The sequence below is a fragment of the Nocardioides solisilvae genome (assembly GCF_003194625.1).
Classification (GTDB): domain Bacteria; phylum Actinomycetota; class Actinomycetes; order Propionibacteriales; family Nocardioidaceae; genus Nocardioides; species Nocardioides solisilvae.
The window spans coordinates 266,199-291,794 of sequence record NZ_QHKX01000002.1; the positions used below are offsets into that span (position 1 = coordinate 266,199).

The 25,596-nt window shown below is 72.2% G+C and carries 27 protein-coding genes; 14 read left to right on the forward strand and 13 right to left on the reverse strand.

Annotated features, from left to right (window positions below; all coding sequences use genetic code 11):
• On the forward strand, nucleotides 1-210 hold the full coding sequence (locus DNK53_RS07235) for a Flp family type IVb pilin (RefSeq protein WP_110181645.1): 210 nt from the start codon (nucleotides 1-3) through the stop codon (nucleotides 208-210).
• On the opposite strand, the gene DNK53_RS07240 is transcribed toward DNK53_RS07235, so the two are convergent.
• From DNK53_RS07240 to DNK53_RS07255, 4 genes are all read right to left on the reverse strand, one after another.
• Entirely contained in the window at nucleotides 195-1,472 is a 1,278-nt protein-coding gene (locus DNK53_RS07240) for a M48 family metalloprotease (RefSeq protein WP_239456406.1), read from the reverse strand. The genes DNK53_RS07235 and DNK53_RS07240 overlap by 16 nt on opposite strands.
• Nucleotides 1,473-1,496: 24 nt before the next feature.
• Nucleotides 1,497-2,483 carry a C40 family peptidase gene (locus DNK53_RS07245; protein ID WP_110181646.1) on the reverse strand — a complete coding sequence of 329 codons (987 nt, stop codon included), beginning with the start codon at nucleotides 2,481-2,483 and terminating at the stop codon, nucleotides 1,497-1,499.
• Nucleotides 2,484-2,595: 112 nt separating this feature from the next.
• Nucleotides 2,596-2,802 (reverse strand): hypothetical protein, encoded by a 207-nt coding sequence (locus tag DNK53_RS07250; protein ID WP_110181647.1) that lies wholly within the window; start codon nucleotides 2,800-2,802, stop codon nucleotides 2,596-2,598.
• 68 nt (nucleotides 2,803-2,870) lie between these two features.
• Nucleotides 2,871-4,148 carry an NYN domain-containing protein gene (locus tag DNK53_RS07255; RefSeq protein WP_110181648.1) on the reverse strand — a complete coding sequence of 426 codons (1,278 nt, stop codon included), beginning with the start codon at nucleotides 4,146-4,148 and terminating at the stop codon, nucleotides 2,871-2,873.
• Between the two features lie 109 nt (nucleotides 4,149-4,257).
• On the opposite strand from DNK53_RS07255, the gene DNK53_RS07260 reads away from it, so the two are divergent.
• The 4 genes from DNK53_RS07260 (at nucleotide 4,258) to DNK53_RS07275 (ending at nucleotide 8,507) form a co-directional block, all read left to right on the forward strand.
• A complete protein-coding gene (locus DNK53_RS07260) occupies nucleotides 4,258-6,039 on the forward strand; it encodes a DEDD exonuclease domain-containing protein (RefSeq protein ID WP_110181649.1) in 1,782 nt (593 codons plus the stop codon).
• A 10-nt stretch (nucleotides 6,040-6,049) separates the two neighbouring features.
• Complete coding sequence (locus tag DNK53_RS07265; protein ID WP_110181650.1) at nucleotides 6,050-6,328, forward strand: Lrp/AsnC family transcriptional regulator; 279 nt, start codon at nucleotides 6,050-6,052, stop codon at nucleotides 6,326-6,328.
• A gap of 17 nt (nucleotides 6,329-6,345) precedes the next feature.
• The gene (locus tag DNK53_RS07270; protein WP_110181651.1) at nucleotides 6,346-6,972 is read left to right on the forward strand and encodes a hypothetical protein; all 627 of its coding nucleotides are present in this window, start codon (nucleotides 6,346-6,348) and stop codon (nucleotides 6,970-6,972) included.
• A 128-nt stretch (nucleotides 6,973-7,100) separates the two neighbouring features.
• Entirely contained in the window at nucleotides 7,101-8,507 is a 1,407-nt protein-coding gene (locus DNK53_RS07275; protein WP_162599825.1) for a hypothetical protein, read from the forward strand.
• Here DNK53_RS07275 and trpD read toward each other — a convergent pair.
• The 3 genes from trpD to DNK53_RS07290 are packed head-to-tail and all read right to left on the reverse strand — an operon-like array spanning nucleotide 8,496 to nucleotide 10,862.
• Entirely contained in the window at nucleotides 8,496-9,521 is a 1,026-nt protein-coding gene (gene trpD, locus DNK53_RS07280; RefSeq protein ID WP_476739101.1) for an anthranilate phosphoribosyltransferase, read from the reverse strand. The genes DNK53_RS07275 and trpD overlap by 12 nt on opposite strands.
• An 8-nt stretch (nucleotides 9,522-9,529) precedes the next feature.
• Nucleotides 9,530-9,949, reverse strand: a complete 420-nt coding sequence (locus DNK53_RS07285) for an Rv3143 family two-component system response regulator (RefSeq protein ID WP_110181654.1) — start codon at nucleotides 9,947-9,949, stop codon at nucleotides 9,530-9,532.
• A gap of 13 nt (nucleotides 9,950-9,962) precedes the next feature.
• A complete protein-coding gene (locus DNK53_RS07290) occupies nucleotides 9,963-10,862 on the reverse strand; it encodes a cytochrome c oxidase assembly protein (protein WP_239456407.1) in 900 nt (299 codons plus the stop codon).
• 78 nt (nucleotides 10,863-10,940) lie between these two features.
• Between DNK53_RS07290 and DNK53_RS07295 the strand changes: the two genes are divergently transcribed.
• The 6 genes from DNK53_RS07295 (at nucleotide 10,941) to DNK53_RS07320 (ending at nucleotide 17,888) form a co-directional block, all read left to right on the forward strand.
• Nucleotides 10,941-12,308 carry a hypothetical protein gene (locus DNK53_RS07295; RefSeq protein ID WP_110181656.1) on the forward strand — a complete coding sequence of 456 codons (1,368 nt, stop codon included), beginning with the start codon at nucleotides 10,941-10,943 and terminating at the stop codon, nucleotides 12,306-12,308.
• 71 nt (nucleotides 12,309-12,379) lie between these two features.
• Nucleotides 12,380-13,027, forward strand: coding sequence for an aa3-type cytochrome oxidase subunit III (gene ctaE / locus DNK53_RS07300; protein WP_110181657.1), 648 nt, complete (start codon nucleotides 12,380-12,382; stop codon nucleotides 13,025-13,027).
• Between the two features lie 35 nt (nucleotides 13,028-13,062).
• Nucleotides 13,063-13,935, forward strand: a complete 873-nt coding sequence (qcrC, locus tag DNK53_RS07305; protein WP_476739099.1) for a cytochrome bc1 complex diheme cytochrome c subunit — start codon at nucleotides 13,063-13,065, stop codon at nucleotides 13,933-13,935.
• A complete protein-coding gene (qcrA, locus tag DNK53_RS07310; RefSeq protein WP_110181658.1) occupies nucleotides 13,932-14,999 on the forward strand; it encodes a cytochrome bc1 complex Rieske iron-sulfur subunit in 1,068 nt (355 codons plus the stop codon). Before qcrC ends, qcrA begins: the two co-directional genes overlap by 4 nt.
• A gap of 2 nt (nucleotides 15,000-15,001) precedes the next feature.
• The gene (gene qcrB, locus DNK53_RS07315) at nucleotides 15,002-16,750 is read left to right on the forward strand and encodes a cytochrome bc1 complex cytochrome b subunit (RefSeq protein ID WP_239456409.1); all 1,749 of its coding nucleotides are present in this window, start codon (nucleotides 15,002-15,004) and stop codon (nucleotides 16,748-16,750) included.
• Between the two features lie 100 nt (nucleotides 16,751-16,850).
• Complete coding sequence (locus DNK53_RS07320; RefSeq protein WP_110181659.1) at nucleotides 16,851-17,888, forward strand: LLM class flavin-dependent oxidoreductase; 1,038 nt, start codon at nucleotides 16,851-16,853, stop codon at nucleotides 17,886-17,888.
• A 72-nt stretch (nucleotides 17,889-17,960) separates the two neighbouring features.
• Here the strand turns inward: DNK53_RS07320 and DNK53_RS07325 are convergent, their stop codons facing one another.
• Genes DNK53_RS07325 through ctaC form a run of 3 tightly spaced genes read right to left on the reverse strand, consistent with a single transcriptional unit; the run spans nucleotide 17,961 to nucleotide 21,090 of the window.
• Entirely contained in the window at nucleotides 17,961-18,359 is a 399-nt protein-coding gene (locus DNK53_RS07325; RefSeq protein WP_110181660.1) for a cytochrome c oxidase subunit 4, read from the reverse strand.
• Nucleotides 18,356-20,131 carry an aa3-type cytochrome oxidase subunit I gene (gene ctaD / locus DNK53_RS07330; protein WP_110181661.1) on the reverse strand — a complete coding sequence of 592 codons (1,776 nt, stop codon included), beginning with the start codon at nucleotides 20,129-20,131 and terminating at the stop codon, nucleotides 18,356-18,358. Before ctaD ends, DNK53_RS07325 begins: the two co-directional genes overlap by 4 nt.
• Entirely contained in the window at nucleotides 20,128-21,090 is a 963-nt protein-coding gene (ctaC, locus tag DNK53_RS07335; protein WP_476739100.1) for an aa3-type cytochrome oxidase subunit II, read from the reverse strand. Before ctaC ends, ctaD begins: the two co-directional genes overlap by 4 nt.
• 89 nt (nucleotides 21,091-21,179) lie before the next feature.
• Between ctaC and DNK53_RS07340 the strand changes: the two genes are divergently transcribed.
• Together DNK53_RS07340 and DNK53_RS07345 are read left to right on the forward strand one after the other, a co-directional pair.
• Nucleotides 21,180-22,340 (forward strand): cysteine desulfurase family protein, encoded by a 1,161-nt coding sequence (locus DNK53_RS07340; protein ID WP_110181663.1) that lies wholly within the window; start codon nucleotides 21,180-21,182, stop codon nucleotides 22,338-22,340.
• Nucleotides 22,337-22,573, forward strand: coding sequence for a sulfurtransferase TusA family protein (locus tag DNK53_RS07345; RefSeq protein WP_110181664.1), 237 nt, complete (start codon nucleotides 22,337-22,339; stop codon nucleotides 22,571-22,573). The genes DNK53_RS07340 and DNK53_RS07345 overlap by 4 nt, the downstream gene beginning before the upstream one ends.
• 49 nt (nucleotides 22,574-22,622) lie before the next feature.
• On the opposite strand, the gene DNK53_RS07350 is transcribed toward DNK53_RS07345, so the two are convergent.
• Nucleotides 22,623-23,609: a carbohydrate kinase family protein gene (locus tag DNK53_RS07350; RefSeq protein WP_110181665.1), complete on the reverse strand. Its 987-nt coding sequence runs from the start codon at nucleotides 23,607-23,609 to the stop codon at nucleotides 22,623-22,625.
• A 64-nt stretch (nucleotides 23,610-23,673) separates the two neighbouring features.
• Between DNK53_RS07350 and DNK53_RS07355 the strand changes: the two genes are divergently transcribed.
• Nucleotides 23,674-23,916, forward strand: coding sequence for a hypothetical protein (locus DNK53_RS07355; protein WP_110182372.1), 243 nt, complete (start codon nucleotides 23,674-23,676; stop codon nucleotides 23,914-23,916).
• A gap of 96 nt (nucleotides 23,917-24,012) precedes the next feature.
• Here DNK53_RS07355 and erpA read toward each other — a convergent pair whose 3' ends face one another.
• Both erpA and DNK53_RS07365 read right to left on the reverse strand, forming a co-directional pair.
• The gene (gene erpA, locus DNK53_RS07360) at nucleotides 24,013-24,375 is read right to left on the reverse strand and encodes an iron-sulfur cluster insertion protein ErpA (RefSeq protein ID WP_110181666.1); all 363 of its coding nucleotides are present in this window, start codon (nucleotides 24,373-24,375) and stop codon (nucleotides 24,013-24,015) included.
• Between the two features lie 108 nt (nucleotides 24,376-24,483).
• Nucleotides 24,484-25,572, reverse strand: a complete 1,089-nt coding sequence (locus DNK53_RS07365) for a glycerate kinase family protein (RefSeq protein WP_110181667.1) — start codon at nucleotides 25,570-25,572, stop codon at nucleotides 24,484-24,486.
• Between the last annotated feature and the right edge of the window lie 24 nt (nucleotides 25,573-25,596).

Consider the following 25,596-nt stretch of genomic DNA (forward strand, 5'->3'; position numbering starts at 1 on the left):
ATGCACCCGAGCTGCGAGACCCCGGTGGACCACACGGCCGCCCGGGATGAGCGCGGAGCCTCCGCCGTCGAGTACGGGCTCCTGATCGCCGGGATCGCCGCGATCATCATCACGGGCGTCTTCCTCTTCGGGGGCGCCGTCGTCGGCCTCTTCGACGACTCGTGCGGCAGCCTCAAGACCAAGATCACCCAGGCTCAGTGCAACCCTTGAGCAGGCAGACCCCCAGCGGTCGCTGAGCCCGCTCGCGCCGCCAAGGCCACGCGGGTGAGCACCCCCGGGTGGCTCCCCCACCACCACGAGGACCACCGCGGCGGGGTCGGGTCGGCGAGCGACCTGATCGCCAGCTGCCGCTGCAGGGCGACGAACTCCTCGGGGTCCGGCACCGACTCCAGGGCCGTCACGTCGGCGCGCAGCTCGACCCGCCGGCTGATCCCGTTCTGCACCGGCTGCGCCAGCTGCCCTCCCACGACGAGGAGGGCCACCACCAGCGGCACGACCCGCACGTCACCGAGCGAGCGCCGCGACAGGCGCGGCACGACGAGCGTGGCCAGCCCCACCGTCCCCGCGGTCCCCAGGGCCCCGAGCGCCGTCCCCACGGCGACGTCCCCGTGCCGGGCGTGGGCCAGCTCGTGGGCCACCACCGCCAGGACCTGCCCCCGGGGCACCTCCTGCACCAGGTTGTCGTAGAGGACGACCCTCCGGCTGCCGCCCAGGCCCGAGACCCAGGCGTTGAGGGTCGTGGTCCGGCGCGAGGCGTCGGCGACCACCACGTCGTCGACGGCGACGCCCTGCTCCGCCGCCCCCTCGGTCACGGCGTCCCGCAACGCACCCGGGGGCAGTGGCTCGAACGAGTGGAAGAGCGGCTCGACGACGAGCGGGTAGGCGTAGGAGCCGACCACGACCGAGCCGCCGAGCACTGTCGCGGCCACCACCGGGGCCCACGTCCGCCAGCGACGGTGGGTGCCCACCAGGACGAGCACCACCGCCGCGACCGTGAGGACCTCGACCGCCTCCGACCTGGCGAGGTCCGCCAGCCAGGGTCCTGCGCTCTGGGTGGAGAGTCCGCGGTCGACCCGCAGTCGCCACGCCCCGACCGCGAGGGGCAGCGTGACGAGGCGAGCGACGACCAGGAGCAGCGCCGTGGCCAGCGTGGCCCGCAGCCACCAGGGGCCGGGAAGGCGCTCGACGAGCCGCTCCCCCCGCCGGCTGGCCGCAGCCGCGACCAGGACGATCAGGGTCAACGCGAGCGAGCTCCAGCTCCACGCGCGGGCCGCGGCCGAGAACGCCTCCGCCCGGGCCAGCTCCTCGGCGGTGAAGAGCGAGGAGGGAGCGACCGGGTCGGGGGTCCCGCCCGGGACGGGCTCCCAGGGCACGAGCCACCACGCGGCCACCGCGAAGGCGCTGGACGCGACCACGACCAAGAGCCAGGCGACCCGTCGGGCGGAGGGGTCGGGCAGTCTCCGCGTCGTCACGCGGAGATCATCTCAGGAGACGGGTCAGCCCGGCCGGACGGCGCCGACGTAGGGCATCGAGAAGACGCCGTCGACCCGGACCCCGCTGCTGGGGTTGGCCGCGTGCACGATCAGCCCGTTCCCGATGTACATGCCGACGTGGCTGATCGGGCTGTAGTAGAAGACCAGGTCGCCGGGCTGCAGGTCGCTCTGGGCGACCCGCGTGCCGGACCCGAACTGGGCGCTGGAGGAGTGCGGGAGGCCGACACCGGCTGCGCCCCACGCCATCATGGTGAGGCCGGAGCAGTCGTAGGCGTCGGGGCCCACGGCGCCGTAGACGTAGGCGTCGCCGACCTGCGCGAGCGCGGCCTTCACTGCGGCGGCCGCACGCCCGGACGCCGGCACGCTGCTGGGCAGACGGGTGAAGCCGCTGCGCGAGGCCTGCAGCTCCTCGCGCTCCTCGGCCTCGAGGCGACCGAGCAGCCGCTTGGCCTCGGCAAGGCGGGTCTCCACCGCCTCCTTCTCCTCGGCGAGCTGGGCGGTGGCGCTGGAGATCTCGGCGCGCCGCTCCCGCGTCGCCTCCTCCCGGAGGCCGAGCGCCTCGGCCTCGGTCGTGAAGGAGTCGAAAAGGTCGTTCTGCAGGTCGTTGAAGGCCGACATCGTGGAGAGCTGGCCGAGGAACGCGCTGGGGTCCTCCGAGACCACCACCTGGCCGACGGTGGAGATGCTCTCGCCCTGGTACTGCCGGACGATGGACTCCTGCACCTGCTCGCGGACCACCTGGAGCCGTGCGTCCTGGCGCTTCTCGTCGGCCTTGAGCGAGCCGAGCTCCTCGGTGAGCTCCTCCAGCCGCAGGTTGGCGTCGTGGTAGCGCTCCTGCGCCTGCTCCGCCTCGTGGTAGAGCCGGTCGACCTTCGCGCGCACCTCGTCGATGTCGGGCTCCGCCTGGACGGGCGAGACGACGAGGCCGGTGGCGACGACTGCGGTCAGGGCGACGGCGACGCCGCCGAGTCGCTTCAGGTCGGGGCTCACGAGGCGCCGGTCTCCTCTGTGCTCAGGTGTCGGGAAGGGGCCCCACGGGCCCTGCGACAGGCTAGTCGCCTGCGTCGCGGGCGTCCAAAACTCCGCGGAACGCGACCCCGAATTACGCAGATTCGATGACGGGGCCGTCCATCGGCCGGACCATCCGCAGGGGTGGCACCAGCCCTCCCGCCGCCAGCGCCTCCAGCGCCGCGGTCTCGTCGTCCTCGAAGGTCAGCTCCGGCGGAGGGCCCAGCAGCACGGTCACCACGCAGTCGTGGCAGGCCAGGCCGCGCACCACGCAGGTGTCGCAGTCGATTCTCGTCGTCATGCCCCGAACCCAAGCACCGTCCACCGACAGGACGCACCGGAGCGGACCCGCGAGCGGCGTGCCGCCCGTCAGCCGAGCAGCCCCACGAGCGTCTCCGCGGGCACCACCCGGGCTCCGTCCGCGCCCAGGTCCCGGCCGAGCGCGGCGTCGCTGGTGACCGTCACCACCGGCCGGCCCGTCGGCTCGGCCGCCACGAAGTCCCGCAGCACGTCGTCGGCCAGCACCCCGGCGGGGCTGAAGACCACCCGGACCCCGCGCGGCGCCCGCACCACGGGGCGCGACCCCGCCTCGTGGGCGTCGAAGACCACGGTCGTCTCGGCTCCCGTCCGTGCGACGACCGGCGCGAGCGCCGTGACCAGGCGGGTCCGCTGCGCCTCCAGCGTGGAGGTCGGCCACGCCGTCTTGCTCACGTTGTAGCCGTCCACGAGGAGACGGGCCCGCGGCAGGCGCAGCAGCGTCTCGAGCGTCTCCGGGGTCTCCGCCGGCCGGGCCCCGGGTGCGGCCTCGCCCGCCTCGGGGAGCCGCACGGCGTCGGCGGGGACCCCGTCCACCCGGGGCAGGCCGAGCTCCCGCCGCAGCCCCTGCGCCGCCTCCACGACCGTGTCGAGGAGCAGCCGGGCGCGCACCGTCGCCTCGTCGCGCCCCGCGCGGTCGTCCCTGCGCACGGCCAGGCGCTCGCGGGCGAGCCGGTCGACCTCCGTCCGCAGCCGCCGTACCTCCGCGTCCGCCTGGCGGACCGCCAGGTCCGCCTCCTGCCGCACCTGGGTGGCCGCCACCTCGGCGGCCTCCCGGTCGGCCACGGCGGCGCGGGTCGCGGCGCGGGCGGCGCCGAGCTTGCGACGCAGGTCGGCGTTCTCGTCCTTGAGGACGCGCTGGTCGGCCCGCGCCCGGGCCCGGTCCTCGCGCGCCGCGGCCTCCAGACGGGCGACCCTCTCCCGCAGGCCCGCGACCTCGGGATCGGGTCCGTCGTCCCCTGCGGGCGGGAGCCCGGCCAGCGCCGCGTCCAGCTCCTCCGGCCACCCCTCGGACCGGTGCAGCCAGCTCGCGGCGGCGCGGGCCACCGGGTCCGCCGCGACGACGTCCTCCCCCGTCGGGAGCTCGCCCGCAGCGAGCAGCTGGGTCGCCACCCGGCGACGGAAGGCGTCGTCGGCCAGGGCGGCCTCGATCGCCGGGCCGCCCGCGCGCGCCCGTCGAGCGGGGGCGAAGGCGGCGACCTTCCTCAGGCCCGGCGGCAGCGGGGCGACCTGCGGGAGCGCCGACGCGGCCAGGGCGACGACCCGGCGCCGGACCGGCGCGGGCAGCCGATCGAGCCCGCTCGACGCGCCCTCGGCGTGCTCCGGGACCACCGCTGGTTCCTCTCGACGACCCTCTCGACGACCTCTCGACGACTGGCGCGCCCAGCGTAGTCCGCGAGCCTCGCCGGTCCTGTCGGCGCACGCGTCTACCGTCCCGGCCATGAGCAGCACCGCACCAACCGCCCCCGGCCGGTGGGAGGCCCAGCGCACCTTCGACGAGCTCGGCCGCCCCCTGCGCGACCTGACGTTCACCGTGGTCGACCTCGAGACCACCGGCGGCTCCGCGGCGGCCGGCTCGATGATCACCGAGATCGGCGCGGTCAAGGTGCGCGGCGGGGAGGTGCTGGGCGAGTTCCAGACACTGGTCAACCCCGGGGCGGGCATCCCGGCGTTCATCGCGGTGCTCACCGGCATCACCGACGCGATGGTCGCCGGGTCGCCCTCGATCGACGCCGCGCTCCCGGCCTTCCTCGAGTTCGCCGCCGGCAGCGTGCTGGTGGCCCACAACGCCCCGTTCGACGTGGGCTTCCTGCAGCACTTCGCGCGGGAGCAGGGCCGGCCGTGGCCCCGGTTCGAGGTGGTCGACACCGCGAAGCTGGCCCGCCGGGTCGTCACCCGCGACGAGACGCCCAACTGCAAGCTGTCGAGCCTGGCCCGGCTCTTCGGCTCCGGCACGACGCCCAACCACCGCGCGCTGGCCGACGCGCGGGCCACCGTGGACGTGCTCCACGGCCTGCTCGAGCGGCTCGGCGGGCTGGGGGTGCACACGTTGGAGGAGCTGCAGACCTTCAGCGCCAAGGTGACCACCGCCCAGCGCCGCAAGCGTCACCTCGCCGAGTCCCTGCCGCACTCCCCCGGGGTCTACCTCTTCCGCGACGACCGGGGCCGGGTGCTCTACGTCGGCACGTCGCGAGACCTGCGCACCCGGGTGCGCACCTACTTCACCGCCTCCGAGACCCGGTCGCGGATGGGCGAGATGGTCAACCTCGCGACCGAGGTCACGGGGATCGAGTGCGCCACGCCACTGGAGGCGGAGGTGCGCGAGCTGCGCCTCATCGGGGAGCACAAGCCGCGCTACAACCGCCGCTCGCGGTTCCCCGAGAAGGTGCACTTCGTCAAGCTCACGCGGGAGCACTGGCCCCGCCTCTCGCTGGTGCGGCAGGTGCTCGACGACGACGCCGACTACCTGGGCCCGTTCGCCTCGCGACGGGTCGCGGAGAGGAGCCTGGAGGCCCTGCACGACGTCTTCCCCGTCCGGCAGTGCAGCGGCCGGCTCCCGCTCGCCCCGTCCAGGTCCGCCTGCGTGCTGGCCGAGATGGACCGGTGCCTGGCCCCCTGCGACGGCTCCGTGGACACGGAGACCTACGGCGAGATGGTGGGCGGCCTGCGTGACGCCCTCCTGCGCCGTCCGGACGCGGTCGTCGAGCGGATCGACCGGAGGATGGCGTTCCTGGCGGCCGAGGAGCGTTTCGAGGAGGCCGGGGTGCACCGCGACCGGCTGGCCGCGTTCGTCCGGGCCGCCGCCCGCACCCAGCGCCTCTCGACCCTGGCCCGGTGCCCTCAGCTCGTGGCTGGCCGGCGCGAGGACGACGGGCGCTGGGCCGTCCACGTGGTGCGGCACGGTCGGCTCGCGGCGGCCGGCGTCATCCCGCCCGGCGCCGACGCCCACCAGTTCGTCGCCGAGCTCACCGCCTCGGCCGAGACGGTGCCACCCGGGCCAGGGCCGGTCCCGGCCGCCAGCGCCGCCGAGACCGAGAAGGTCCTGCGCTGGCTGGAGTCCCCCGGGGTCCGGCTCATCGAGGTCGAAGGGGAGTGGACCTGCCCGGTGTCGGGCGCCGGGCGGCACCTGGCCCTCCACGACGCCGTCCACCAGTCGCGCCAGGGGCTGGTCCCCTTCGACGAGCAGCGGCTGCCCTCCCCCGTGCACCGGCCGACTCGTTAGTCTCGACGCCATGATCACCGCCATCGTCTTCGTCAAGGCCGACGTGGCCCGCATCCCCGAGGTCGCCGAGGCCATCGCCTCCCTCGAGGGGATCAGCGAGGTCTACTCGGTGACAGGCCAGATCGACCTCATCGCCCTGGTCCGGGTCCCCCGTCACGAGGACGTCGCCGCCGTGGTCGCCGACCAGCTCAACAAGGTGCCGGGCGTGCTCGAGACCGAGACCCACATCGCGTTCCGCACCTACTCGCGCCACGACCTCGAGGCCGCCTTCTCGCTCGGCCTCGACTGACGCGGGGCACGACTCCGGTGGACGCGCTCGACGGCCTCTGGCTCGACCTCCTCGGCTGGGGCGGGAGTGCCCTGCTCGTCTACTCACTGCTGCAGTCGCGCGTCCTCCGCTTCCGCCTGCTCAACCTCGCCGCATGTGCCGTGCTCGTCGTCTTCAACGCCGTCGTCGAGGTCTGGCCGATGGTCGGCATGAACGTGGTCCTCTGCGGAATCAACGCCTGGTTCATCGTCCGGCTGGTGCGCGGACGGCACGACCCGTCGGCCTACGAGGTGCTCGAGGTGCGGCCGAACGACGAGTACCTGCGCCACGTGCTGCGGGTCCACGAGGCCGACATCCTCCAGTTCCAGCCCGACTTCGTCTGGGACCCCCACCGGGAGGACCACCGGGCCTTCCTCGTCCAGCTCCTCGACGAGACCGTCGGCGTCGTCCTGCTGCGCCTTCAGGACGACGAGGCATACGTCGTCCTTGACTACGTCACTCCCCGTTTCCGGGACTTCTCGCCCGGCGAGTTCGTGTGGCGGCACAGTCAGTTCCTGCGCGAGGGTCGTATCCAGCAGGTCGTGACCTCGCCTTCCATGGTTGCCCCCTACTACGACCGCGTGGGGTTCACCCCGCGCGGTGACGCATTCGTCCTCCGGATCTGAGCCCGTCGACCTCCGCGAAAGACGCCTCCCGTCCGATGCCGCCGTGGCAGGGTATGGGCGTGCCAGAGCCCAACCACCCCTCGGCCCCCGACCTGCCGGCCCCTTGGCCCGCCCTACGGTTCGTGCCCTTGGTCGTCCTGACTGGCCTGCTCGCGGTGGTGGTCAGACGCTTCGCCGTGCCGGTGACCAACCCGGACACGTTCTTCCACCTCCGGCTCGGGCGAGAGTTCCTCGAGGGCTGGAAGCCCTGGGATCCCGGCTCCGTCACGCCGTTCGCCACCGCCGACTGGGCTCCGACGCAGTGGCTCAGCCAGGTGCTCTACGCCTGGGTGGAGTCGTTCGCCGGCCTGGCGGGAGTCGCCTGGCTGACCGGCACCGTCACCCTCGCATACGTCGTGGTGGTGGCGCTCGTCGGGCACCGGCTGGGCGGGCTCCTCGTCGCTGCCCCCGTGACCTGCTTGACGGTGGCGGCGAGCCTCCCCTTCCTCTCCGCCCGCCCGCAAGTGGCCAGCTACGTCTTCCTCGTCCTCGTCTCCGCGGCCTGGCTGCGCACGGGACGTGGCGGCGGCGTGCCGTGGTGGACGGTCCCCCTGACGTGGCTGTGGGCCATGGTGCACGGCATGTGGGTGGCCGGCGTGCTGGTCGGCGTCGTCGCCGCCCTGGGCTCGACCCTGGACCGGAAGGCTGGGACGCGGGACGCCGGCTCCCACCCGCTGTGGCAGGTGTGGGCCGTGCCGGCACTCTCCTGCGTGGTGGCCGGCCTGACGCCGGTGGGGCCCGCGCTGTGGACCGCGACGACGAGGGTCGGGGGCATCTCGACGTACTTCGCCGAGTGGGGGGCGCCGGAGCTCACGGATCCGACCACTGCCCTTGCCGCCTGCATGGCGGGCCTCACGCTCCTGCTCCGCCTACGGCGGGGCGACCAGTCGTGGCTAGAGCTCGCGCTCCTCGCGTTGGCCTTGCTCTGGCTGGTCTACGCGCAGCGCTCCGTCCCGGTCGCCGTCGCCATGCTCGTTCCCCTCCTCGCCGACTCGCTGGGCTCCCTCAGCGCCGATCGGGGCCGGGCCCGCAGGCACACGGACGCCCGCACGCTCGTCGTACTCGGCGTCGTGGCCTCGGCGGCCCTCGCGGCTGCGGTCCCCTTCACCTCGACCGCAGTGCCCCGCGGCGACACCGACGCCTCGGCGACGCTGGCGTCGCTCCCCCAGAGCACCCCGCTCCTCACTGACTGGGGCATGGGCGGCACCGACCTGTGGCTCTACCCCCACCTCCACGTCGTGATGCACGGCTACGGCGACATGTTCACCGACGACGAGCTCAGGAGGAACGCGGACATCGTCGACCTTGAGCCCGGGTGGGACGACGAACTCAGGGAACTGGGGGCCACCCACGCCCTGGTGATCGCCCACACCCCCCTCGCCTACGCGCTGGAGGACGGGGCAGGATGGAACGCAGAGGACACAGTCCAGGACGGGAGCACGGAGCTCGTCCACCTGGTCGCGCCCGAGGACTGGCTGGACGACTCAGCCGGCTGAGACGGCGACCCAGCGGTCGAGCAGCGCCGCGGCGTCGCCCGAGTCGAGGGCCTCCGAGGCCCGCGCCATCCCGGCGGCCAGGGCGTCGGGACCGCCCTCGCCGCCCGCGTGCACCGCGAGGGCCGCGCCGGCGTTGAGCAGCACGGCGTCCCGCACCGGCCCCCGGTCCCGCGCCAGGAGGCGACGCACGACCTCCGCGTTGTGGGCGGCGTCGCCGCCGCGCAGCGACTCCGCCGGGCTCAGCGGGAGCCCGAGCGAGACGGGGTCGACCGACCACTCCCGCACCTGTCCGCCGTGCGCGCTCCAGACGGTGGAGGTGGTGGTGACGGTCAGCTCGTCGAGGCCGTCGTCCCCCCGGAAGACCCAGGCGTCGACGCCGCGGCGGGCGAAGACCTCGGCCATCAGCGGCGCCGTCCGGGCGTCGGCGCACCCGATCGCCTGCGCCGCGGGGCGGGCGGGGTTGGAGAGCGGACCGAGGAAGTTGAAGGTGGTGGCGATCCCCAGCTCGCGCCGGGGGGCCGCGGCGTGCCGCATGGCCGGGTGGAAGGCCGCGGCGAAGCAGAAGGTGATCCCGACCTCCTCGGCGACGGCCGCCACGCGGTCGAGCGGGAGGTCGAGCCGGAGCCCGAGCGCCTCGAGGACGTCGGCCGACCCCGACTGGGACGACGCCGAGCGGCTGCCGTGCTTCACGACCCGGGCACCCGCCGCCGCGGCGACGATCGCCGACATGGTGGAGATGTTGACCGACATCGAGCGGTCCCCGCCCGTGCCGACGACGTCGAGGAGCCGGCCGGGGACGGAGATGGCGTTGCCGGCCGCCAGCATCGCGTCCGACAGGCCCTGGATCTCGTCGACCGACTCGCCCTTGGCGCGCAGCGCCACGGCGAAGCCCGCGATCTGGGCCGACGTCGCCTCGCCGGCCAGGACCTGGCCCATCGCCCACTGCGCCTGCTCGAGGGACAGGTCGCGTCCGGCCACGAGGTCGCTGAGGACCTCCGGCCACGAGGTGGCCACCACGGCGATCAGGCGGTGGCGGGCACGCGCGAGCGGAGCAGTGCCACGACGGTCTCCGCCAGTTGGATCGGGTCCAGCGGGTGCGGGACGGCCGCCTCGGCGCGCGACCAGGTGGCGAGCCAGGCGTCCTGCGGACGCCCGGTGAGCACCAGCACCGGCGGGCAGTCGTAGATCTCGTCCTTGAGCTGCTTGGCGATGCCCATCCCCCCGGCGGGGACGGCCTCGCCGTCGAGGACGACCAGGTCGATCCCGCCGGCGTCCATGGTCGCGATGACGACCGGCTCGGTCGCCACCTCGACGTACTCCAGCTCCGGGAGGTCCGGGTGCGGACGACGTCCGAGGGCGAGGATGACCTGCTGACGCGTGTTGATGTCGTCGGAGTAGACGAGCACCTTCAGCGGGGCGGTCTTCGAGGCATTCGTGTCCATCACGTCCGCGATGCTACCCGTCGACGCGGGGTGCCTGCGTCCGCGCCTCGATCCGGTCCAGCCGGCGGTCCTCCCGTTCCGCCTCCTTCATCGAGGAGCGGGCCCACTGGGCGAACAGGACGACGAGGAAGACGATGCCGATCAGGTCGCCCGAGGCCCACAGGATCCCGCCGGCCCGGTGCTGGTCGTCCATGGCGTCGGGCAGCCAGGCGCCCATGGGGCCCGCCCGCAGGGCCAGGTACCACTCGCCGGCCAGCAGCTCGCTCTGCCCCATGATCGTCACGCCGAGGAAGGCGTGGAACGGCAGCGTGAGGACCGTGAGGAGGAGCCGGAACGGGTAGCCCACCCGGCCCGGCACCGGGTCGACCCCCATGAGCGGCCAGAAGAAGATCGTGCCGACCAGCACGAGGTGGACGTGCATCATCTCGTGGACGTACGTCGACCGCAGGCTCGCGTCGTACCAGTCCGTGAAGTAGAGCGCCCAGGGCGACAGGACGTAGAGGGCGAACGCGAGCGGCGGGAACGCCAGCACGCGGGCGACCCGCGAGTGCAGCACCGCCAGCAGCCAGCCCCGCGGCGCCCGCGGCAGGGTGCGCAGGGCCAGCGTGACCGGCGCCCCCAGCGCCAGGCAGAGCGGCACGACCATGGAGAGCACCATGTGCTGGACCATGTGCGCTGACAGCAGCACGGTGTCGTAGCGGGCGAGACCCGAGGACGTGGCGAAGAGGAACGACCCCATCCCCAGCCCGACGAACGCGACCGTCCGCCCGACGGGCCAACGGTCCCCCCGCCGCCGCAGCTGCTGCACCCCGAGGGCGTAGAGGCCCACCGCCCACACGGTGACGACGAAGGGCAGCGGGGCGAGCCCCCAGTCGGTGAGCAGGACCCCCAAGGTCGGTTCGGGCAGGTCCAACCCAGTTCCTGACGCCACCCGCAGCACCCTTCTCACGATACGCCCACGACGTCCGTCGGTTTCCGGCAGCATGACGACATGAGCATTGGTCCGATCGCCCGAGGCGACCGCCGCCTCCTCCCCGTCGCGGTCTTCCTCGTCGTGGGCGCCGTGTACCTGGTGACTGTCTCGGATGTCTCCTCGACCGACTGCGTGGGCGCCAGCCTCGCCGCGTGGCACCTGGTGTCGACTGGCTCGCCCGCCCTCAACGGCTTCGACTTGGAGGCCGCGCTCGGCTTCGCGGTGACGCCCGGCGACATCATGGGGATCCAGTACAACGCGGCGGGCGATCTCGTCGTGCACCGCTCTCCCGGGGTCGTCGCGGCGGCCGTGCCCGCCTACTTGTTGGCCGGGACAGGTTCTGGGCCGGCCGACTTCTCGTCCACGCCCGCCGCCCTGTTCGCGGCGGTGCTCACCGCGCTGACCGTCACCCTCGCCTTCAGCTACGCCCAGCGACGCCTCGGTACCAGGACGGGACTGCTCGCCGCCGGAGCGCTGGCCTTCACCACCCCGTTGTGGTCGGTGGCGGCCGACGCCATGTGGACGCACACCCTCACCACCCTCGGGATCGTCGGCATGGTGTGGGCGAGCGATCGCCGGATCTGGTGGGCGGTGGGCCTCTTCGGCGCGATCGGGCTGTGGGGACGGGTCCACGTCGTCCTCGTGGTCGCCCTCCTCGGTCTCGGACTGGCCTGGTCCCGGCGGAGCCCCCGCATCGCCCTCACGATCGGCGTGGTCAGCGCGACCGGCCTGGGCCTGGCCAGCCTGTGGACGCACTGGTGGTACCAGAGCTGGATCCCGACGGGCGGCTACCGGACATCCGTCTACGCCGACATCGTGGCGACCCGGGGCGTCACGGACAGCCTCCTGAGCCACCTCGGGATGTGGTTCTCCCCGTACTCGGGCATCTTCGTCTGGACCCCCGCCATGGCGCTCCTGCTGCCGGCAATCGTCCGGGGCTGGCGCACCGCGCCTGACCACGCGCGCTGGGTCGCAGTGGGGGGACTCGCATACTCCACCGTGCAGGCGCAGATGACGGGATTCACCGGGGGCGACGCCTTCTTCGGCTACCGGCTGGGCCTCGAGGTGATGGTCTCCCTCGGCCCACTCTGCCTCCACGCCCTCGCCCACCTCTCCCCGCTACAGACGCGCCTCCTCCCCGCGCTCGTCGCCGCCCAGCTCTTCGTCTTCAGCCTCGGCGCGGGCATCGACGGCTTCATGAACTCCACGGGCAACCCGTGGACCGACAACGCCTTCGCCCTCGCGGCCAACCAGGTCCCGGCGCTCTGGGCGGCCCTCGTTCTGGCCATGGTCGCCGGGACGCTCCTGCGCCGTTCCAAGTTCATGCGCGCCGACCCCCGGACGGGCGCGACCGAGCCGCGCGTCGACGCTCCGACCACCGCCTGACGGCACGAGAAGGGACGCACCCCTCCCAAACCCGGGGGGTCGGGGTGCCCTTCGGCACGACTACCTACATAATGGCTCCCGTGGCGACAGCAACGGCTATTCCGGCATCCCGGCTGCACGGGCACCACGACCGACCCAGCATGGTCAGCGTGGGGACGATCATCTGGCTCGCGAGCGAGCTCATGTTCTTCGCGGCCCTCTTCGCGGCGTACTTCACGATCCGCGCGGTGAGCCCCGACCTCTGGGCCCAGGAGACGGCGCACCTCAACGTGCCGTTCGCGGCCGGCAACACGACGATCCTCGTGCTGTCCTCGGTGGCCTGCCAGCTCGGCGTCTTCGCCGCCGAGCGCGGCCAGGTCGGCCGGACCGGCTCGATCTTCGCGGTGAAGGGCTGGGGCCTGCGCGAGTGGTTCGTCCTGACCTACGTCATGGGTGCCGTCTTCATCGCCGGCCAGGCGCTGGAGTACGTCGAGCTCGTGCACCACGGCGTCACCATCCAGGACTCGGCCTACGGCACGATGTTCTACCTGACGACGGGCTTCCACGGCATCCACGTGACCGGAGGCCTCTTCGCCTTCCTCTTCGTCCTGGGCCGCACCTACCTGGCCCGCCGTTTCACGCACGAGCAGGCCGTGAGCGCGATCGTCGTGTCCTACTACTGGCACTTCGTCGACGTCGTGTGGATCGCCCTGTTCGCCGCCATCTACCTCATCCAATGAGTCACCGGACCCGGATCTGAAGAGGAACTAGTCAAGTGCGCTTCCTGAATCGAACCGCTGGACGGCTTTCCCGGCACCGCCGGGGTCCGCTCGCGGGACTTGCCGTGCTGCTCCTGGGCCTGGTCATGACGGGCGGCCTGTACGCCGCCTTCTCCCCCGCCACCGCCCAGCAGGCGCAGACCGACGCCCAGCTCGTGGAGCAGGGCCGGGAGCTCTTCCTGGTCGGCTGCTCGTCCTGCCACGGCCTCAACGGCGAGGGCGTCGCCACCGAGCGCGAGGGCTACAACATCGGCCCGTCGCTGGTCGGCGTCGGCGCCGCCGCGGTCGACTTCCAGGTCGCCACCGGCCGGATGCCGATGGCCAGCCCGAGCCATCAGGCGCCCCGCAAGGACCCCGTCTACAACGACGAGGAGATCGCCGCCATGGCGGCCTTCGTCGCCAGCCTCGGCCCCGGTCCCGCCATTCCGTCGGAGGAGGACTACAGCGTCGACGGGCTGAGCGAGGAGGAGCGCCAGGAGGCGATCGTCCGCGGCGGCCAGATCTTCCTGACCAACTGCACCGCGTGCCACAACTTCAACGGCAGCGGCGGAGCCATGCCCCGCGGCGGCTACGCGCCGTCCCTCAAGGGCGTCGACGAGAAGCACATCTACGAGGCCATGCTGACCGGCCCGCAGGCCATGGACGTCTTCTCCAACGGCAACATCCCGCCGGAGGCCAAGCGGGACGTGATCGCCTACCTGAAGTCCCTGGAGGAGGAGCCCGAGTACGGCGGCTTCGGCCTGGGCGGCCTCGGCCCCGTCTCCGAGGGCCTCTTCGCCTGGTTGATCGGCATCGGCAGCCTGGTCGGCTTCGCGGTCTGGATCGCGGCGCACTCGACCCGTTCGAAGAAGGACAAGGTGGAAGCGTGACCCACAACGACCCCAACCTGCCCGCGGTGGAGGGCGACCCCATCGCGGACCCGGGCCTCCCGGCCCACGAGTGGCGCCCCACCGACGTGGACGAGCGCGCCGAGCGGCGCGCGGAGCGCCAGGTCGCGACCTTCTTCGGCCTGTCGGTCGTCTTCGCGATCCTCTTCGTCGTCGCCTACTTCACCTTCGAGGTCGGCGAGGACGCGGACACCCTCGGCGGCTTCGGCGCCTCGACGGTCGCCCTCGGCGGCACGCTCGGTCTGGCCCTGCTGCTCATCGGCATCGGCATCATCCAGTGGGCGCGCAAGCTCATGGCCGACCACGAGATGGTCGAGTACCGCCACCCCGCAGCCTCGAGCGAGGAGGACCGCGAGGCCACCCTCGCCGCGCTCGACGCCGGCCTGCAGGAGTCCGGCATCGGCCGGCGCCCGCTCGTCCGCAACTCGCTGCTCGGCGCGGTCGGCGCTCTCGGCCTCCCGGCCGTCGTTCTGCTGCGTGACCTCGGTCCGCTCCCCTGGTCCGACGACGTCGTGGACCCCGAGAACGGCGGGGGCCTCGAGCACACCCTGTGGAAGCAGGGCGAGCGGGTCGTCCGCGACGTGCTCGGCACCCCCATCCGTCCCTCCGACCTGGAGATCGGCGACCTGGTGAACGCCCAGCCGGCCGCCATCTTCGAGCTCGACGAGAACGGGCACCACGTGCTCGAGGGCGCCCCGCTGCAGGTCGCCAAGTCCAAGGCGTCCGTAATCCTGCTCCGCATGGAGCCCGACGACATCACCCACGGTCGCGGCCGGGAGAACTGGACCGTCGACGGCATCGTGGGCTACTCCAAGATCTGCACCCACGTGGGCTGCCCGATCTCGCTCAACGAGCGCACCACGCACCACCTCCTCTGCCCGTGCCACCAGTCGACCTTCGACCTGGCCGACAGCGCCCGGGTGGTCTTCGGACCGGCCGCCCGCGCCCTGCCGCAGCTGCCCCTCGCCGTCGACGACGAGGGCTTCCTGATCGCGCAGAGCGACTTCACCGAACCTGTCGGTCCGAGCTACTGGGAGCGTGGCTAACCGTGAGCATCGACACCAGCAAGGTGGCCAAGAGCAACGCCACCACCGCGGCGACCGCGAAGAAGCCCTCCAGGGCGGGCGGCGTCGCCACCTGGGCAGACGAGCGCCTCGGCCTCGCCGGCGCGATGAAGAAGAACCTGCGCAAGGTCTTCCCCGACCACTGGTCGTTCATGCTCGGTGAGATCGCCCTGTGGAGCTTCGTCGTCCTGCTCCTCACCGGCGTCTTCCTGACCCTGTGGTTCAACCCCAGCATGTCCGAGGTGCAGTACCAGGGCTCCTACGACCAGCTGCGCGGCGTCTACATGTCCGAGGCCATGGTCTCGGCGCTGGACATCTCCTTCGACGTCCGCGGCGGCCTGCTCATGCGGCAGATGCACCACTGGGCCGCCATGATCTTCATCGCCGCGATGATGATCCACCTGATGCGCGTCTACTTCACGGGTGCCTTCCGCAAGCCGCGCGAGCTCAACTGGGTGATCGGCATGCTGCTGCTCATCCTCGGCACGCTCGAGGGCTTCACCGGCTACTCGCTCCCCGACGACCTGCTCTCCGGCACCGGCGTCCGGGCCGCGGACGGCTTCATGAAGTCGGCCCCCGTGGTCGGCACCTACCTGTCGTTCTTCCTCTTCGGCGGCGAGTTCCCGGGTGACTCGATCATCCCGCGGCTCTACATCGTCCACGTCCTGCTGATCCCGGGCCTGCTGCTGGCCCTGATCGCGGCCCACATGCTGCTGCTCGTGTACCACAAGCACACGCAGTGGCCCGGCCCCGGCCGGACCGAGGAGAACGTCGTCGGCTACCCGATGCTCCCCGTCTACGCGGCCAAGGCCGGCGGGTTCTTCTTCATCGTCTTCGGCGTCACCGCCCTCATGGGTGGCTTCATGACGATCAACCCGGTGTGGAAGTACGGCCCGTACGACCCGTCCAAGGTGACCGCGGGCTCGCAGCCCGACTGGTACATGGGCTGGCCCGACGGCGCGCTGCGCATCATGCCGGGCTGGGAGTCGGAGTTCCTGGGCGTCACGCTCTCGTGGAACGTCTTCCTGCCGATCCTCGTGCTGCCGATCCTGCTCTTCGTGATCGTGCTGCTCCTCCCCTTCATCGAGGCCTGGATCACCGGCGACAAGCGGGAGCACCACCTCCTGCAGCGGCCCCGCAACGCGCCGACGCGCACGGCCGTCATGGTGGCGCTGATGACCTTCTACGGCCTCATGTGGGCCGCAGGCGGCAACGACCTGATCGCCATCAAGCTGGACCTGAGCATCAACCAGATCACGTACTTCATGCGGGCAGCCGTGTTCTTCGGTCCGCTGCTGGCCTTCTGGATCACGCGTCGCTGGTGCATCTCGCTCCAGCGTCACGACCAGGAGAAGCTCCTGCACGGCTACGAGACCGGCATCATCATGCGGTCCCCCGAGGGCGGCTACAGCGAGCGGCACCTGCCGCTCGCCCCGGCCAGGCAGTACACCCTCACGGCTCGTGACCGGGACGAGGTCTACACCCTCGAGAGCGACGTCGACCACAACGGCGTGCCGGCTCCCGGGACCCGGGCCAACCGGATCCGGGCCCGCCTCTCCGCCTGGCTCAACGCGCACAACGTGCAGAAGCCGACGCGCGAGGAGCTCGAGGCTGCGCACCACCACGCGGAGCACGAGGCCGAGCTGCAGGCCGGCCTCGACCACTCCGCCGACGGGCACCAGTTCGACGGCCACCACGCCGTCGAGGGCGAGGAGCTCCGCCCCCGCCACTGATTCCCGCACCAGCACCACCGAGCGCCCGGTCCCCTCGTCGAGGGGGCCGGGCGTTCGTGCTTTGATGCCTTCGCACCCCCACGTCCAGGAAGGGACCCCCATGGAGCTCCAGCTCGGCCTCGACACCTTCGGCGACGTGACCGTCGACGCCTCCGGCCACCCCCTCCCCCACCACCAGGTGCTGCGCGACGTCGTGGAGCAGGCCGTCCTCGCCGACCAGGTGGGACTCGACGTCTTCAACGTCGGCGAGCACCACCGGGACGACTACGCCATCAGCGCGCCCGACGTGGTGCTGGCGGCCATCGCCTCCAGGACGGAGCAGATCACGCTGGGCACCGCTGTGACGGTCCTCAGCTCCGACGACCCGATCCGGGTCTACGAGCGTTTCGCGACCCTGGACGCGCTGAGCTCCGGGCGCGCCGAGGTCACGCTCGGACGTGGGTCGTTCACGGAGTCCTTCCCGCTCTTCGGGCTGGAGCTGTCGGACTACGAGATCCTCTTCGAGGAGAAGCTGCGCCTCTTCGCCAGCCTCCGCTCGGAGGAGGCCGTCTCGTTCGAGGGGCGCACCCGGCGCCCCCTGCCGCCCACCCACGTCCACCCCAAGACGGCGGCGGGCCAGCTCCCGGCCTGGGTGGGGGTCGGTGGCTCCCCCGAGTCGGTCGTGCGCGCGGCCCGGTACGGCTTCCCCCTGATGCTGGCGATCATCGGCGGAGCCCCCCAGCGCTTCGCCCCCTTCGCCGAGCTCTACCGTCGGGCCCTCGACGAGCTCGGACGTCCCCAGCAGCCGGTGGGCGCCCACTGCCCGGGATACGTCGCCGAGACCGACGAGGAGGCGCGCGATGCCCTCTTCCCCCACTTCAAGGCCAACCGGGACCGGATCGGCCGGGAGCGCGGCTGGGGCGAGGTCACCCGTGACCAGTTCGAGGCCGAGGCCGACCACGGTGCCCTCTTCGTGGGGTCGCCCGACACGGTGGCCCGCAAGGTCGCGGACGCCGTCGGGGCCCTGGGCCTGTCGCGCTTCGACCTCAAGTACTCCAACGGGCCGATGCCGCACGCGCAGCTCATGGAGTGCATCCGGCTCTTCGGGACGGAGGTCGCTCCCCGGGTACGGCGGCTCCTGGCCGCCGATGCCGGCTGACCGCTCCCCCCGGGCAGCACGAAGGCCCCGGACCGCAGGTCCGGGGCCTTCGTGCGTGTCAGGGACGTCGCGTCAGTGCGCGTGCTCCCCGCGGTAGTACTCGAACACCCACCCGCAGAGCGCAATGGCGCCGAGACCGAACCCGATGATGACGAGCCACCAGGCGCCCAGGGCGATCGCGTAGACGATCAGCGACAGGCACAGGGCGCACCACAGCGGCCACCACGAGTACGGCGGGAAGAAGCCGAGCTCGCCGGCACCCTCCACGATGTCGCCGTCCTTGCGGTCCTCGGGACGGGGATCCATCCGCGAGGCGTGGAAGCCCAGGTAGAGGGCGATCATCCAGGCCAGGAAGGTCGTCATCACGAGGGCCGAGGTGCCGGTCCAGTCGTTGGTGATGACCCAGTAGGCGGGCGAGACCAGGGTGAAGAAGACCCCCGTGATCACGAAGATCCATGCCTCGGCCTTCATCGGGCGTCACCGTCCTTGTCCTGGTCGTGGGTCGTCGTGGCACCGCGCTCGCGCAGGAGCTCCTCGCGGCCCTCCACGTCGGGAGCGTCGGCGAAGCGACCCTCCCGCTCGGCCTCGTTCTGCTCGAGCTCCAGCGCGGCGATCTCCGGGTGGTGGAGGTCGAAGGCGGGGGACTCGGAACGGATCCGGGGCAGCTGGTGGAAGTTGTGGCGCGGCGGCGGGGAGGAGGTGGCCCACTCCAGCGAGCGGCCCCAGCCCCACGGGTCGTCGGTGCCGACGAGCGGCGCGTTGCGGCTCTGGTACACGTTCCAGAGGAACGGCAACGTCGAGGCAGCCAGCAGGAACGCGCCCACCGTGGAGATCTGGTTGAGCGTGGTGAAGCCGTCCTCGGGCAGGTAGTCGACGTAGCGACGGGGCATGCCCTCGACGCCGAGCCAGTGCTGCACCAGGAACGTGGAGTGGAAGCCCAGGAAGAGCAGCCAGAAGTGCAGCTTGCCCAGGCGCTCGTCGAGCATCCGGCCGGTGAACTTGGGCCACCAGAAGTAGAAGCCGGCGAACATCGCGAAGACCACGGTGCCGAAGACGACGTAGTGGAAGTGCGCCACCACGAAGTACGAGTCGGAGACGTGGAAGTCCAGCGGGGGGCTGGCGAGGATGACGCCGGTCAGACCGCCGAAGAGGAAGGTCGTGAGGAAGCCGATCGACCAGAGCATGGGGGTGTCGAAGGAGATCGAGCCTCCCCACATCGTCCCGATCCAGTTGAAGAACTTCACACCGGTCGGCACCGCGATGAGGAACGTCATGCCGGAGAAGAACGGCAGGTCGACGGCACCGGTGACGAACATGTGGTGGGCCCACACCGCAATGGAGAGGACCGCGATCGCCATGGTCGCGCCGACCAGGCCGACGTAGCCGAAGATCGGCTTCCGGCTGAAGACCGGCAGGATCTCCGACACGATGCCGAAGAAGGGCAGCGCGATGATGTAGACCTCGGGGTGGCCGAAGAACCAGAAGAGGTGCTGCCACAGGATCGGCCCGCCGTGCGCCGGGTCGAAGACGTGGGCGCCGAGCAGGCGGTCGGCCTCGAGGGAGAGCAGCGCGCCACCGAGGATCGGGAAGGCCATCAGCACGAGCATGCTCGTGATCAGGGCGTTCCACGTGAAGATCGGCATCCGGAACATGGTCATGCCGGGCGCACGCATGCAGATGATCGTGGTGATGAAGTTGACCGCGCCGAGGATGGTGCCCAGACCGGCCATGTAGAGACCCATGATCCAGAGGTCACCGCCCACGCCGGGCGAGCGCACGGCGTCGGAGAGCGGGGTGTAGGCGAACCAGCCGAAGTCGGCCGCGCCGGCCGGCGTGAGGAAGCCCGATGCGGCGATCAGGCCACCGAAGAGGAACAGCCAGTAGCTGAACATGTTGAGCCGCGGAAACGCGACGTCGGGGGCGCCGATCTGGATCGGCATGATCACGTTGGCGAAGCCGAAGAAGAGCGGGGTGGCGAAGAGCAGCAGCATGATCGTGCCGTGCATGGTGAAGAGCTGGTTGTACAGCTCGTCGTTGACCACCTGGTTGCCCGGGAAGGCCAGCTCGGAGCGGATCACCATGGCCATGAGGCCGCCGAGGATGAACCAGATGAACGAGGTCACCAGGTACATCTTCCCGATCAGCTTGTGGTCGGTGGTGGTCAGCAGACGGACGGCCTGCTGGCCGAGGGTCCGCTTCGGCCGCGTGCCCGTGACCTGCGGGGATTCAGCGAGCGCGGTCACTCCTGGCCTCCTTCTTCGTCGTCGTCCTCGGCCTGCCCGGCCTCCTCGACCTCGTCCTCGGACGGGTCGTCGAGCCCGGCCTGGGTCAGGGCGTCGGAGCCGCCGAGGAGGGGCGCGTCGGCGACGCTTCCCTGCTCCTCGAGGTCGGCGAGGTACTGCTCGTAGTCGGCCTGGCTGACCACCTGCACGTTGAAGAGCATCCGCGAGTGGTAGGCACCGCAGAGCTCGAAGCACTTGCCGACGTAGGTGCCGATCTCGTTGGGCGTGGCCTGGAACTTGTTGACCCGGCCGGGCACCACGTCGAGCTTGGTGAGGAAGGCCGGCACGCCGAAGGAGTGGATGACGTCGGGCGAGTGCAGGTTGAACTGCACGCGCTGGTCGACGGGGAGCACCAGGTCGGGCTGGATCTGGGTCGTGCCCACCGTGTACGGCGTGCTCCCGCCCTCACCCTGCTCGGTGTAGTTGAAGGTCCAGGACCACTGCTGCCCGACGACGTCGACGGTCACGTCGGGGTCGTCGACCATCTCGGTCATCTCGTTCTGGACGTTGACGGTCCAGTAGAAGAAGACGACGACCATCATGATCGGCGCGACCGTGTAGAAGATCTCGAGCGGCAGGTTGTACCGCACCTGGACGGGGACCTCGTCCTCGCTGCGCCGGCGGAACCGCCACGACGAGTAGAAGATGAGGCCCCAGGTCAGGACGCCGACCACCATGGCGGCGACCCAGGCCCACTTCCAGAGCTCGAAGGTCGCCGGGCCCTGCTCGGTCACCGGCGACGGCATCGCGAGACGGGAAATCTGATCTTTGTCCTCAGCGGAGCACGCACCCAGCAGCAACAGGGTGAGACCCAGCACGGTGGCGGTCGCGACCCTCTTGACGGGTGCGACTGCGCGCGAGGGGAGTTGCAGACCCACGAACGAGCCTCTCTCTTGGGCAGTCACGTATGGGCAGAACACTATCGGAACTACGGCGCCGTGAGCGGAGCGGGTCGCCCCTCGTCCTCCCCCGTCCTGCCCCACGCGCCCCACGGACTAGGTTCGCGGGTGTGAGCACCACCCGCGCGCACCTGGACGCCGCCTCCTCCGAGCCGCTGCACCCCGCGGCCCGGGAGACGCTCCTGGCCGCCCTGGACCACGGCTGGGCCGACCCGCGTCGCCTGCACCACGAGGGCCGACGCGCCCGGCTGCTGCTCGACAACGCGCGCGAGGCCGTGGCCGAGAGCCTCGACGTGCGTCCCGACGAGGTCACCTTCACCGCCTCGGGCACCGAGGCGGTGCACCGCGGGCTGCTGGGCCTGCACCGCGGGCGGGGCACCAGCGGGGGCGGGACCCCCACGCTCGTCCACTCCGCGGTGGAGCACTCCGCCGTGCTGCACGCGGCCCGGTGGACCGGCGACCCGGTCCGAGAGGTCCCGGTGACGCGCACCGGCCGGGTCACCGGCGAGGCGCTGTCGGGGGTGGTCGACGAGGTGCTGCGCCCGGCGGGCGGGCCGACCGGCCGGGTCACCGTCGCCGCCGTCCAGCACGCCAACCACGAGGTCGGCACGGTCCACGACGTCGCCGGGCTCGCCGACCTGCTCGGGGACGTCCCGCTCTTCGTCGACGCGTGCGCCAGCACCGGCCGGCTCCCCCTGCCCCGCGGCTGGGCCGCCGCGGCCGCCTCCGCGCACAAGTGGGGCGGTCCCGCGGGCGTCGGCCTGCTGCTCGTGCGCAAGGGGGCGCGCTGGCGCAACCCCTTCCCCGCCGACGACCGCGTCGACGAGCGCGGGACGGGCTTCGAGAACGTGCCCGCCGCCCTGGCCGCCGCCGCCGCGCTGCAGGCCGTGGTGGCCGAGCGGGACACCCTGGGCCCAGCGCAGGCGGCGCTCGTCGACCGGGTGCGCGCCGTGGCCGCCACGGTCCCCGACGTGGAGGTGGTCGGCGACCCCGTCGACCGGCTCCCCCACCTCGTCACCTTCTCCTGCCTCTACGTCGACGGGGAGGCGCTCGTGACCGAGCTCGACCGGCGCGGCTTCGGGGTCGCGAGCGGGTCGGCCTGCACGGCCTCGACGCTGCGTCCCTCCCACGTGCTGGCCGCGATGGGGGTCCTCACCCACGGCAACGTGCGCCTGTCCCTGGCCCGGGACACCGACCCCGGGCAGGTCGAGGAGCTCCTCCGGGTGCTGCCCGAGGTGGTCGCGACCCTGCGTGGGCGGGTGGGACTGTGAGCCCCGCCGACCTGGAGCTGGACTGCCGGGAGATGCTCTGCCCGATGCCGGTGATCGAGCTCGCCCGGCACGTCGGCGACGTCGCGGTGGGTGGCACGGTCGCCGTGGTCACCCGGGACGCGGCCGCGCGCGTGGACGTCCCGGCGTGGTGCCGGATGCGGGGGCACGAGTACGTCGGCGAGGACGCCGCGGACGACGGCGTCCCGCGGCACGTCGTACGACGCCTCGCGTGACGCGCGCGCCGGTCGCCGACGGGCGCGCGGCCGCCCGACGGGCGGCGCGTCAGGGGTGCAGCGTGCGCAGGTGCGGCTCGATGTCGGCGGTCGCCTCGGGGCCGTAGGCGCGGGTGCACCGCTCGAGGAAGGCGGCCCGCGACAGGGTGTACTCCTGGGTGCCGACCTTCTCCACCACGTGGACCGCAAGCAGGCAGCCGAGCTGGGCCGCCCGCTCGTGGTCGAGCCCCCACGCCAGGGCCGCGAGGAAGCCGGCGCGGAACGCGTCGCCCACCCCCGTCGGCTCGACCGGGACCACGTCGGGGACGGCGGCGACCCGGATCGTCTCGCGCCCCTTGGCCTCCACCCGCACGCCCTGGGCGCCGAGGGTGATCACCCAGGTGCCGACGCGGTCGAGGACCTCCTCGGCGCTCCAGCCGGTCTTCTGGGTGATGAGCGAGGCCTCGTACTCGTTGGAGAAGAGCATGTCGGCGCCCTCGACGAGCTGGCGGATCAGGTCGCCGTCGCCGAACGCCAGCTGCTGCGACGGGTCGGCCACGAACCGGTACCCGCGCTGGCGGCACTCGTCGGTGTGGCGGAGCATCCCCTCGGGGTCGTCGGGACCGATCAGCACGTAGTCGGGCTCGCCCACCCGGTCGACGATCGGCTTGAGCTCCATCTCCCGCGACTCGCTCATCGCGCCGGGGTAGAAGGAGGCGATCTGCGCCATCGAGGTGTCGTTGGTGCACACGAACCGCGCCGTGTGCCGGGTCTCGGAGACGTGCACGGAGTCGCAGTCGACCTGGTGCCGCTCCAGCCAGGCCCGGTAGTCGGCGAAGTCCTCCCCCACCGCCCCGACCAGGACCGGGCGCAGGCCCAGGTTGCCCAGGCCGAAGCAGATGTTGGCCGCCACGCCCCCGCGCCGGACCTCGAGGTCGTCGACGAGGAACGAGACCGAGATCTTGTCCAGCTGGTCGACCACCAGCGAGTCGGAGAACCTGCCCGCGAAGGACATGAGGTGGTCGGTGGCCACGGAGCCTGCGATCAGCAACGACATGTCTCCGCACACTACTAGCGAGTTCCGCTGGGAGTACCAATCGGTAACGTCTAGCGTCGTGGCCATGGCCATCCCCACCCCAGGTTCACACTTGACCCATGACGAGCTGTCGACGCCCAGCGAGATGCGCGCCGATGCTCGTGCGGTCGTGTCCTCCCTCCGCCTGGAGCGGGTGGCCAGGGCTGCAGTCCAGCAGGCGCCGAGCATCCACTTCGAGGACTACCCCCGAGAGGTGCGCAAGAGCGAGATCCGGGTCAGCGCGGCAGCGGCCCGGCTCGCCAATGCCCTGCACCTGCACTTGGACTGAGGCCCACCGTCCGCCAGCCCGGACGACGAGAAGCCCCCGCCGGCAGGCGGGGGCTTCTTCGTGTCCGGACGACTCGCCGGGGCGAGCCGCGTCGGCTCAGTGGAACGAGTCGCCGCAGGCGCAGGATCCGGTCGCGTTGGGGTTGTCGATCGTGAAGCCCTGCTTCTCGATCGAGTCCACGAAGTCGATCATGGCGCCGTTGAGGTAGGGCACGCTCATCCGGTCGACGACGACGGTGACGCCGTCGAAGTCGGTGGTCACGTCGCCGTCGAGCGTGCGCTCGTCGAAGAAGAGCTGGTAGCGCAGGCCCGAGCAACCGCCCGGCTGCACGGAGATCCGCAGCGCGAGGTCGTCCCGGCCCTCCTGCTCCAGGAGGCTCTTGACCTTCGCGGCCGCGACCGGGCTCAGGTTGATCTGGTCGGTGCGGCGCTCTTCGGTGGTCTCGACCTGCTCGGTCATCTCGATCTCCCGTGGGTCAGCTCGTGGTGGTCCGACGTCGTCGACGTCTTCATCGGGTCAAGGGTCTCACAGTCGTGGTTATTCCTCGCGGGGTCCCGGGCTCCCGGTTCACCCCGTCGACCAGCTCCGGGCCACCCGCTGGGCGAGGTCGGCCAGCGCGTCGGCCGGTCGGCCCAGCGCCCGCTCCTCGCCGTACGCCTCCGCCACCGAGTAGGCCGACTCGATGCCCAGCGCCCGCATCTCGCGGGAGCCGACGAGCACCCTGCCCGCCAGGGCGACGCAGGGACGCAGCTGCTCGCCGGCGACCTCCGCCACCCCGTAGGGCACCTTGCCCGCCCGGCTGGAGAAGTCGAAGGCCCCCTCCCCCGTCAGCACCAGGTCGGCCCGGCGGGCCCGCGCGGCCAGGTCCACCGCGGCAGCCACGAGGCCGATGCCCGGCTCGCGCCGCGCGCCCAGCAGGAGCAGGGCGAAGCCCAGGCCGCCGGCGGCGCCCGCCCCCGGCTCCAGGGAGGTACGACGGTCGCACGCCGCCGCGAGCTGCTCCAGGGCGACGTCGACCGCGACCAGCTCCTCCTCGGCGATCCCCTTCTGGGGGCCGTAGGTCCGGGCGGCGCCGAAGAGGCCGGTCAGCGGGTTGTCGACGTCCGTGGCCGCGACCAGCTCGAGGCCCGCCACCGCGGCCCGCGCCGCCGACAGGTCCACCCGGCCGACCCCGGCGAGGGCCCGCGGTCCCGCGTCCAGCGGCACGTCGGCGGTCGCCCCGAGCGCGGCCAGCAGGCCGGCGCCCCCGTCGCTGGTCGCCGAGCCGCCCAGGCCGACCACGACCGTGCGCGCCCCGGCGTCCCGGGCGTGCAGCAGGAGCTCGCCCACGCCACGGGTGGTCCGGTCCAGGGGGTCGGTCCCGTCGGCGAGGTGCAGCCCGCACGCCTGAGCCGACTCGACGTAGGCGACGCCGTCCACGAGGAGCAGCGAGGCCGGGACCCGGCCCCCGGCGGGCCCGTGGACCGACAGGGCGAGCAGCTCCCCCCCGAGCGAGGCGTGCAGGACGTCGACGAAGCCCGGCCCCCCGTCGGCCATCGGGGCCAGGTCGAGGACGTCGTCGGGCGCGTGCCGCGACCACCCCCTCGCGATCGCCGCGGCGGCCTGGACGGCGGTCAGGGTGCCGGCGAACTTGTCCGGGGCGACGAGCACACGCATGTGCCCATACTGCCGTGTCGCCCC